Origin of the sequence: Arthrobacter sp. SO3, from assembly GCF_020532825.1 — a bacterium.
Classification (GTDB): domain Bacteria; phylum Actinomycetota; class Actinomycetes; order Actinomycetales; family Micrococcaceae; genus Arthrobacter.
Genome location: NZ_MQTS01000121.1, coordinates 1 through 8,883, shown reverse-complemented (window position 1 = coordinate 8,883; position 8,883 = coordinate 1). Strand labels below are relative to the sequence as shown.

Sequence of the window (8,883 nt, the reverse complement as noted above, 5' to 3'; positions counted from 1 at the left end):
CGGCAGACCCCGCCGGCATCAGGGGCACCAAGGTGAACATGACGGTCACCGGCGGGGTAGTGCGCTACCTCCGGGAAGCCTGAGCCAGACGCCGGACCTGGGCGCCTAGGCGGGCACCTTGGAGGTGGCGATGGCGCCGCCCAGGGAGATCAGGCCGATGACCACCAGCAGCGAGGCCGGCCCCCATGATGCGTTGCCGGAGAAGGTGAGGAAGACGCTGGCCAAGGCGGGCATGAACCCCGCGACAACGGCTGAGAGATTGGCGGACAGCCCCATGCCGGTGTACTTGACCTGTGCCGGGAAGAGGTGCAGGGAAGAGCCTGTCGATCAGTGCCCCAATTGGCGTACGTGATGGCACAGGGGCCGAAGACCAGCACCATGGCCAGGATGATCCATCCAGTATCCTTGCTGTCCACAAGCCACAAGATGGGCAAGGCGAGGGCAATAGAGATCGAGTAGCCGATGATGCCGACACGTGCCGCGCCGAAGCGGTCGGCAAGCCGGCCGGCGAGCAAATTGACTACCATTTGGACCACGGCGCCGATGGTCATTGCCGTGAGGATCACTGTGGGCGGAAGTCCCGGAACCGGGTGACGTAGCTGATCATGAACATTGTGAGGATGAAGAAGCCGGCGTTGCCCACCAGCTAGGTGCCTACGCCGATGGCCAGATTTGCTTTGCACTGGCGGAACAGTTCGACGACAGGGGCCTTATTGGTTCCGTCACTGGCTTTGAGCTCCTGAAACTCCGGCGTCTCCTGCACGTTCCAGCGGAGCCCAAAGAGCCACGGCTACCAGGACAATCGAGGCGATAAACGGCAGCCGCCAGCCCCAGGCCATGAATTCGTCCCCAGGCAGGAGGGCCACCAGTGTGATGGCGCCGGTGGAGAGCAATGTGCCTACCGGCGAGCCAGCTGCACCAGGGCCGCGTATAGTCCGCGGCGTTCCGCAGGGGCGGACTCGACGGCCGTCAGGGTGGCACCGCCCGTTCACCGCCGGTGGCGACGCCCTGCACCGAACGCAGGAGAGTCAGCAGAACGGGAGCGACGACGGCGGCCGTTTCGTAAATCGGCAGCAGCCCCGTGAGTGCGGAGGCGGCTCCCATGATTATCACGGTGGCCACGAGGGCGCCGCGCCGGCCGTATTTGTCGCCGTCGCGGCCGAACTTAAGCGCGCCGACGTGGGGCGGGCGATGAACGCTGCGCCCACCACCTTGCCGGCGCTCGATGGGGCCCCAGCGGGCGCTGGCGGTGCTGCAGCCGGTGTGTCCGCCGCCCGGCATGGGAGATGTGTCAGCGGTTCCTCACATGGCGGTGCACTGTTGATGGGCTGCGAGCGCGGACGGCTCTGCCCATGAAACCTACCGTGAGGGGCTGCATACCCGCCGATACATCTTCTTGCGTTCGGGTATACCCAAAGAGCATGCTGTTGTCATGAACCTTCGCCGCCTTCAGTATTTCCTGGCCGTTGTCGATGCCGGCACCGTGACCGCCGCCGCCGAACGGATCCACATTGCCCAGCCCGCGCTCAGCCGGCAAATCAAAACCCTGGAAAACGAACTCAAGCTACGCCTGTTCGAGGCGCAGGGCAACAAGCTGGCGCTCACCCCCGCCGGCCGGGCGTTCATCCCGGCCGCTCGCCGCCTCATGCTGGAGACCCAGGGCCTGGAAGCTGCGGCGGACGCCTTGCGCACCGGACGGGTGGCCACACTGGTTGCCGCGGCCACGGCCGCTTCCGTCCGCGGCTTTCTGGCGCCCTACATTGCAACGACGGGGCCCGCGGATCCGCTCATCATCACCCAGGAAACCAGCCACTTCGCCATCGCCGAGGCGTTGCTTCATGGTTGTGATTTTGCCGTCTCACCCGCGCCGCCCGAACCGGGCCTGGCCACCATGGCGCTTGGCAGCATCCCGCTGAGCGCCTATGTGGCGGCCGACCATGAATGGGCCCTCGACGGCGTCACCGAGCTCCCGCTATCTGTCCTCTCCGGCCACCACGCCATCCTCCCCTCCCACCAGAGCGTCAGCCGCTACATCCTCGACGACGCATTGAACCAAGCCCACTTGAGCTTCCGCGAGGTGTCTGAGTGCGATGACGGGCAGACCATCATGGCACTGGCAGCTGCCGGGCACGGCATAGGGGTGACCACCGACCTGCCCGCCTATGGCACCCACCGCATCCGGATCTTGGCGGGCACGGACGCTCGGCCCGGGCTGGCCCTGCGCCTTCCCCTGCACGCCGCCTGGATTCCCGGCCATTTCGCCGAGGACACCATCCGGACGGTGGCACGGCGGATACGCGCCTTCCTCAACCAGCAGGGGGCCATTATCAGCGATACACGGGCAGTAGAGCATGCCTGATGGGCATGAAGAGTCAACCCAATAAACATTAGACAGCATGAAATTGGCTTTCGATACTGGATGGACCGCAATGAAGCATCCACACACATCGGGAGAACTGCATGCTCTTGGACACGCTGTACATCAACGGATCCTTCTACACTCAGAATGTGCGGCGTCCGCGGGCACACAGCGTGGGCGTCCACAACGGGCGCATCATCAGCCTGGACGACGAACTGCCCGCCGCTCTCTTCCGCGACGTCGTTGACCTGGCCGGTGCCGCCGTCGTCCCCGGTTTTAATGATGCCCACTGCCACCTGAGCTACGTGGGCCAGGCGCTGGTCCAGGCCGACCTACGCCCCGCTGCGTGCGGCACCATGGACGAACTGCTGGCCACCGTGGAGCGCGCCTGCCTGGCTGCGCCGGAAGGGGCATGGGTCCAGGGTGGTGGATATGACCAGAACCATTTGGGTAACCGGCACCCCACGGCGGAGCAGTTGGACGCCGTCAGCCATGGCCGTCCCGTCTGGCTGATGCACAACTCCCGGCACATGGGAGTGGCCAACACCGCCGCCTTCGAACGGGCCGGATACCCCGGCCGCCGCGATGTCGCTGCTCCCAGCGGCGGGGCCGCACCTGCCGACGCGGACGGCAGGGCCGTCGGGCTGCTTCAGGAGACTGCCCGGGCGCTGGTCATGGACGCCATTCCCGGGACCGGAGTGGGGGATGTTGCCGAAATGGTGGGAGCTGGCAGCGACGCCCTGCTGGAACTCGGCGTCACCAGCATCACCGAACCCGGCCTGGGTGCTCCGCAGCACATTGGCCACAGCCTGTCGGATATTGCGGGCTACCAGGCCGCGCGCGATGCCGGGAAACTCCGGGTGCGCGCCACGGTAATGCCCTATCTAACCACCCTGCACGGGCTGGGCGACGCCGAGCAGGACGAAGCATCCGGCGCGGGCCACGTTGCGCGGATGGGTCTGGACCTGGGCATGCGCTCTGGTTTCGGCGACGAATGGCTCCGGCTGGGACCGGCCAAGATCCTGTCCGACGGCTCGCTGATTGGGCGGAGCGCGTTCATGTGCTGCGACTACCAGCACGTGGCCGATGAGCCGGAAGGCAACCGCGGACTCCTGCAGTTTCCGGCCCAGGAGCTGCGCCGCCGCGTCATCGGCGCGCACCGAGCAGGTTGGCAAGTGGCCACTCACGCCATCGGCGACGCGGCATTGGATGTGGTGCTCGACATCTTTGCGGAAGCCCAGCAGCTCTACCCCCGTCCAGACGCGCGCCACCGCGTGGAACACGTCAACGTGGCGGGCGACGACCAGATTAGGCGGCTGGCCTCCTTGGGCCTGATTCCCGTCCCGCAGGGCCGCTTCATCAGCGAGCTCGGCGACGGCGCGGCACGGGCCTTGGGACCGGAACGGACACACCTTGCGTACCGGGTGAAATCCCTGCTCGACGCCGGAATTGAAATCCCTGCCAGCTCGGACGCGCCCGTGGTGTCCGGGGACCCGCTGCTGAACATCCATGATCTGGTGAACCGACGCACTTCATCAGGGGCGGACTTCGTTCCGGAGGAACGCATCAGCGTCGCCCAGGCCGTGCGCGCCTACACAGTGGGCAGTGCCCATGCGGTGCATGAAGAGCACTACAAGGGCTCGCTGGCACCGGGCATGCTGGCCGACTTCGTTGCACTGACGGAGGACATCTACACGGTTCCCGCCGACGCCATTGGCGATGTCCGCGTTGCGGCCACCGTGGTGGGTGGCAGACTCGCGCACGGCAGGCTGCAGGGCTAAAGCGGCGGAGACTGCAGCAGCCAGTCCTTGGCCGCCTGCGCCGCAGCGGTTACTGCCATCGCGAGTTCATGCCTTTTGGTTATTTTTTTTCAACTTTATATGTATTAGACAGCATGAACACTCTCCCCAAATACTTGAGGAAATCCCGTGGCGCCGGCCCTGCTGCTGACCGCCCGTCCCCGCGCCAAATCCCTGGCCATTTCTGTTGAGGAGCACTACTTTGAATACGACAACCCACGCCGGCCAGGCGATCGTTGATTCGCTGGCCCTGCATGGCGTCAACCGCGTGTTTGCGGTTCCCGGCGAAAGCTACCTGGCCGTGCTCGACGGACTGCACGATGCCGACATCGAGACCATTGTGTGCCGCCAGGAAGGTGGCGCCGCGTACATGGCCGAGGCTCACGGTAAGTTCACCGGCGAGCCGGGCGTGGCCATGGTGACCCGCGGGCCGGGAGCAGCTAACGCTTTCGTTGCCGTGCACGCCGCCTGGCAGGACTCCACACCCATGGTCCTGTTCGTGGGCCTGGTCCCGGTGGCGGACCGCGAGCGTGAATCCTTCCAGGAGTTCGATCCGAAGGCCTGGTTCGGCACGCAGGCCAAGCGCGTCCTGGTCCTCGACGAAGCCTCCCGGGCCTCGGAAGTGGTGGCCGAAGCCTTCTTCGCTGCCAAGTCGGGCCGGCCCGGTCCCGTCATCGTGGGCTTACCGGAGGACGTCATCACCCATGAGTTCACCGGCGCGCTACACGCACCGATCACCGTGGCCGAGGGGGCAGTGTCCGCCGCCGAACTGGACTTGATCAGCACTGCCCTGGCCGGCGCAGAGAAGCCTGCCATCTTTGTGGGCGGCCAGCGCTGGACGCCGGAGGCCGCAGGCACAATCACCACCTTTGCCGAGGCAAACGGCATCCCGGTTATCCAGGACTGGCGCGCCTCGGACCGCATCCCGTTCGATTCCGAGGTGTTTGTCGGCGCCCTGGGCTACGGCCGCACCGCCGAGACCGCCCGAATCTTCGCCGAGGCCGATGTGCTGCTGGCCATCGGCGCCCTGCCCACCGACGTTCCGACCGACGGCTACACCCTGCGGCAGTCACTGGCCGCCACGAACATTTTGGTCAACATCGACAGTTCGCTGCGGGGACGCTCCGGCGCCGTGACGGCTCACATCCTCGCGAGCCCGGTGGCGTTCGCCGACGCCGTCAAGGGCCTGCGGCTTGGCAAGGCCGCCCAGTGGGACGCCTGGCGCGCTGCCGGCCGGGCCGCCCAGGCTGCGTTCAGCGAACTCCCCGACTTGTCAGCGCTGCCGGCAACCCGTGAAGACACCGCCCGCATGAGTGCTGTGGTGTCCGAACTGGTCCGGCGCCTGCCTCAGGACGCCGTATACAGCTTTGGGGCGGGCAACCACTGCGCCTGGGCCCAGCGGTACCTGCCCACCAACGTGTTCCCGTCGCAGCTGAGCATGCGCAACGGTTCCATGGGCTACAGTGTGCCCGCCGCCGTGGCTGCCTCTCTGCAAAGCCCGGATCGCCTGGCGGTGGCCGTTGCCGGCGACGGGGAATTTCTGATGAACGGGCAGGAGTTCGCCACCGCAGTGCAGTACGGCGCCGCGATGCTCATCATCGTGATGGACAACGGCCAGTACGGGACCATCAGGGACCACCAGGAACACCACTTCCCGGGCCGGGTCAGCGGCACACAACTGGCCAACCCGGACTTCGCCGCCTTCGCCCGCGCTTTCGGCGGCCACGGCGAAACGGTGACCAGCGACGAGCACGCCGCGATCGCCGTCGAACGTTCACTGAAAGCCGTCCAGGACCAGCGCATCCCCGCCATCATCCACGTCATCACCGACCCCGCGATCGCCCTCCCCTAACCGATCCAACCCGACTCAAGGAGCACAGCATGAGCCTCTACGCCGTCACCAACCCGGCCACCGGGGAGACCGTCAAGGCCTACCCCACCGCCACCGATGAGCAGATTAGTGGTGCCATAGCCACCGCCGACACCGCCTTCAAGACGTGGAACCGGACAGTGCTCACTGACCGGGTGAAGCTGCTGGGCCGTGTGGCCGAGCTGTACAGCGAACGCCGCGACGAGCTTGCTGCGATCGTCACCCGGGAGATGGGCAAACCCATCTTCCAGGCGCAGATCGAGGTGGACATCGTTGCGTCCATCTACCGGTACTACGCCCAGAACGGGCCGGCCTACCTCGAGGACGAGGAACTGGACGTTGCCGCCGGCGGCACCGCGATAGTCCGCAAGGACGGCCTTGGTGTCCTGCTGGGGATCATGCCGTGGAACTTCCCGTATTACCAGGTGGCCAGGTTCGCCGCGCCCAACCTGATGAACGGGAACACCATCCTGCTCAAGCATGCCCCGCAGTGCCCCGAGTCCGCGCTGGCCATGGAGCAGGTCTTCCGCGACGCCGGTGCGCCCGAGGGCGCGTACGTAAATCTCTTCGCTACCAATGGACAAGTGGCGGACATCATCGCGGACCCCAGGGTGCAGGGTGTCTCCCTGACTGGTTCGGAGCGCGCAGGATCCGCCGTTGCGGAGATCGCCGGCCGCAACCTCAAAAAGGTAGTGCTGGAACTCGGCGGCTCGGATCCTTTCCTGGTGCTGGACTCCGCGGACCTTGACCAAGCGGCCACGCACGCGCTGTTCGGCCGCTTCGGCAACACCGGCCAGGCCTGCAACGCGGCCAAGAGAATCATCGTGGCGGACGCGGTGTACGACCGGTTCGTGGAGAAGTTCGTGGGTGCCGTGACCTCCGTCAAGGTGGGTGACCCCACCGAGGCCGACACGTTCATCGGGCCGCTGGCGTCCGCAGCCGCCCTGCACGGGTTGGCGGAGCAGGTGGACGACGCCGTCGCAAAGGGCGCCACGGTACTCACCGGGGGCGGAACGCTGGACAGGCCGGGGTCTTGGTTCCAGCCGACGGTCCTGGCGGGCGTCACCCCAGAGATGCGGGCCTTCTCCGAGGAGCTGTTCGGGCCCGTCGCTGTGCTGTACCGGGTATCCTCCGAGGACGAGGCCGTGACCCTGGCCAACAACTCCGTCTACGGGCTGGGCGCGGTGATCCAGTCCACCGACCCGGCCAAAGCCGCGGAGATCGCCGACCGCCTGGATACCGGCATGGTGTACATCAATGAAGCTCCCGGCACCGCGGCTGAGCTGCCATTTGGCGGCATCAAGCGCTCCGGGGTGGGCCGCGAACTGGGCAAGTACGGCATGGACGAGTTCGTGAACCGAAAGCTGATCCGTACCGCGAAGTAGGCGGCAGGATCTCAAAAATCCCACGATGAAAAAACGCCAGAACTACCGGCCACGAGTTATGACACCCGCTCCTACCCAGAAGGGACCCCCTATGAGTGCCCTCCACTCCGACAAGTTTAGGCCCTACGACTTCAGCCACCTCTGCCTGGGTGATCTCATCGAGGCACGGCAGAACCAAAGAGTTCACCACCGGGGCCACATCGAAGAAGCCCACCCGGACTTGGGAGTATTTTGGATTCAGGACACCATTACGGGCAGCCGGCGGCTGATCGATTTCGATTCGTTCGAGATCTTTTTTGGACGTCCTGCGGAAGCCGTGCCAGCCACTGGGTAAACCCGACTGCCGGGCCCGCTTCGGCCAGAAACGAGCGAGGATCCGGTTCCACACAATGTGGGACCGGATCCTCGCTTTTGTTTCTGTCAGGCGACTAGGGCGTGTCTTCTTATTGGCGTAGCCAGATCAGGACTGTGTGGAGGGCGACCCCGGAGCGGTAGGTGATGGCGAGCTTGTCGTATCGTGTGGCGATGCTGCGCCATTGCTTGAAGATGTTGAAGGACTGTTCGACGACGGACCGGCCTTTGTAGGCCTCGCGGTCGAATTCCACCGGGCGGCCACCGCGGGCGCCTTTGCGTTTGCGGTTGGCGATCTGGTCCCTGGGTTCGGGAATGACCGCTTTGATCTTCCGGGCCCGTAACAGTAAACGGTTTGTCAAGCCCCGGGTTTTGTGGAGACGTTTTTAGTTGGAAATTGAGAGCAGTTCCGGGGCCGGGTGGCCGGCGTGGAGTTGCTCGTATTCGACTGGCGGGACGTGGCCGATCTCGCCGTGGAGACGCCGGTGGTTGAACCAATCTACGTACTCCGCCACGGCGACCTCGAGGTGGTTGATGTCCCGCCATGGGCCCTTGTTGCGGACAAGTTCGGCCTTGAACAGTGAGTTGAACGCCTCGGCGAGGGCATTGTCATAGCTATCGCCCTTGGACCCAACGGAGGCCACCGCATCTGCTTCTTCCAGTCGCTGGGTGTAGCGGATCGCACGATACTGGACTCCGCGGTCGGAATGGTGCACGAGCCCGGTACGGTCTGCGCCGTCCCGGGTCCTGGCCCAGATGCCCATTTCCAAAGCGTCCAGTGCCAGATCGGTGTAGAGGCTGGTGGCCACCTGCCAGCCGACGACTCTGCGGGAGAAGACGTCGATGACGAACGCCGCGTAGACCCAGCCGGCGAACGTGCGGACATACGTGATGTCTGCGACCCACAGCCGGTTTGGCGCCGTGGCCTGGAACCGGCGTTCGACCAGGTCCGCGGGCCTGCCGGTCTCCGGTGCTGGCTTCGTTGTGCGCGGCCCCTTTGACCCCCAGCTCCCGGTCGCCGACCGCTCTGGCGGACTCCGGTGTGTTCCGTCAACTTTAAGTCGGCCATTTCAGCGCTAAGAATCAGGCCACCGCGGCACGTTTCCAGGCCATTCCAGC

8 protein-coding genes and 3 pseudogenes are annotated in these 8,883 nt (G+C 65.5%); 5 read left to right on the top strand and 6 right to left on the bottom strand.

Annotated features, from left to right (window positions below; all coding sequences use genetic code 11):
* Window positions 1–105 precede the first annotated feature (105 nt).
* The 4 genes and pseudogenes from BJQ90_RS12280 to BJQ90_RS12270 all read right to left on the bottom strand — a co-directional run bounded on the left by BJQ90_RS12280 (window position 106) and on the right by BJQ90_RS12270 (window position 1,281).
* Window positions 106–276, bottom strand: a complete 171-nt coding sequence (locus tag BJQ90_RS12280; RefSeq protein ID WP_226760536.1) for a hypothetical protein — start codon at window positions 274–276, stop codon at window positions 106–108.
* An 86-nt stretch (window positions 277–362) separates the two neighbouring features.
* A pseudogene (locus BJQ90_RS22905) lies at window positions 363–683 on the bottom strand (MFS transporter); the annotation flags it as partial.
* A gap of 39 nt (window positions 684–722) precedes the next feature.
* Window positions 723–893, bottom strand: coding sequence for a hypothetical protein (locus tag BJQ90_RS12275; protein WP_226760535.1), 171 nt, complete (start codon window positions 891–893; stop codon window positions 723–725).
* A gap of 76 nt (window positions 894–969) precedes the next feature.
* A complete protein-coding gene (locus BJQ90_RS12270) occupies window positions 970–1,281 on the bottom strand; it encodes an MFS transporter (protein WP_226760534.1) in 312 nt (103 codons plus the stop codon).
* Window positions 1,282–1,432: 151 nt separating this feature from the next.
* Here BJQ90_RS12270 and BJQ90_RS12265 point away from each other — a divergent pair, with 151 nt between their 5' ends.
* The 5 genes from BJQ90_RS12265 to BJQ90_RS12245 all read left to right on the top strand — a co-directional run bounded on the left by BJQ90_RS12265 (window position 1,433) and on the right by BJQ90_RS12245 (window position 7,747).
* Window positions 1,433–2,359 carry a LysR family transcriptional regulator gene (locus BJQ90_RS12265; protein WP_226760533.1) on the top strand — a complete coding sequence of 309 codons (927 nt, stop codon included), beginning with the start codon at window positions 1,433–1,435 and terminating at the stop codon, window positions 2,357–2,359.
* Between the two features lie 101 nt (window positions 2,360–2,460).
* Entirely contained in the window at window positions 2,461–4,140 is a 1,680-nt protein-coding gene (locus BJQ90_RS12260; RefSeq protein WP_226760532.1) for an amidohydrolase, read from the top strand.
* Window positions 4,141–4,360: 220 nt separating this feature from the next.
* Complete coding sequence (locus tag BJQ90_RS12255) at window positions 4,361–6,010, top strand: thiamine pyrophosphate-dependent enzyme (RefSeq protein WP_226760531.1); 1,650 nt, start codon at window positions 4,361–4,363, stop codon at window positions 6,008–6,010.
* A gap of 29 nt (window positions 6,011–6,039) precedes the next feature.
* Window positions 6,040–7,413, top strand: a complete 1,374-nt coding sequence (locus BJQ90_RS12250; RefSeq protein ID WP_226760530.1) for an NAD-dependent succinate-semialdehyde dehydrogenase — start codon at window positions 6,040–6,042, stop codon at window positions 7,411–7,413.
* Window positions 7,414–7,504: 91 nt separating this feature from the next.
* A complete protein-coding gene (locus BJQ90_RS12245; protein ID WP_226760529.1) occupies window positions 7,505–7,747 on the top strand; it encodes a hypothetical protein in 243 nt (80 codons plus the stop codon).
* A 109-nt stretch (window positions 7,748–7,856) separates the two neighbouring features.
* On the opposite strand, the pseudogene BJQ90_RS12240 reads toward BJQ90_RS12245, so the two are convergent.
* Together BJQ90_RS12240 and BJQ90_RS12235 are read right to left on the bottom strand one after the other, a co-directional pair.
* A pseudogene (locus BJQ90_RS12240) lies at window positions 7,857–8,132 on the bottom strand (transposase); the annotation flags it as partial.
* An 18-nt stretch (window positions 8,133–8,150) separates the two neighbouring features.
* Window positions 8,151–8,750: pseudogene (locus BJQ90_RS12235) on the bottom strand (IS3 family transposase); the annotation flags it as partial.
* Between the last annotated feature and the right edge of the window lie 133 nt (window positions 8,751–8,883).

Excerpts from the sequence above, each read along its gene's own strand:
- BJQ90_RS12280 (WP_226760536.1), bottom strand. The coding sequence starts at position 276 with ATGGGGCTGTCCGCCAATCTCTCAGCCGTTGTCGCGGGGTTCATGCCC.
- BJQ90_RS12260 (WP_226760532.1), top strand. The coding sequence starts at position 2,461 with ATGCTCTTGGACACGCTGTACATCAACGGATCCTTCTACACTCAGAAT.
- BJQ90_RS12250 (WP_226760530.1), top strand. The coding sequence starts at position 6,040 with ATGAGCCTCTACGCCGTCACCAACCCGGCCACCGGGGAGACCGTCAAG.
- BJQ90_RS12270 (WP_226760534.1), bottom strand. The coding sequence starts at position 1,281 with ATGCCGGGCGGCGGACACACCGGCTGCAGCACCGCCAGCGCCCGCTGG.
- BJQ90_RS12245 (WP_226760529.1), top strand. The coding sequence starts at position 7,505 with ATGAGTGCCCTCCACTCCGACAAGTTTAGGCCCTACGACTTCAGCCAC.
- BJQ90_RS12265 (WP_226760533.1), top strand. The coding sequence starts at position 1,433 with ATGAACCTTCGCCGCCTTCAGTATTTCCTGGCCGTTGTCGATGCCGGC.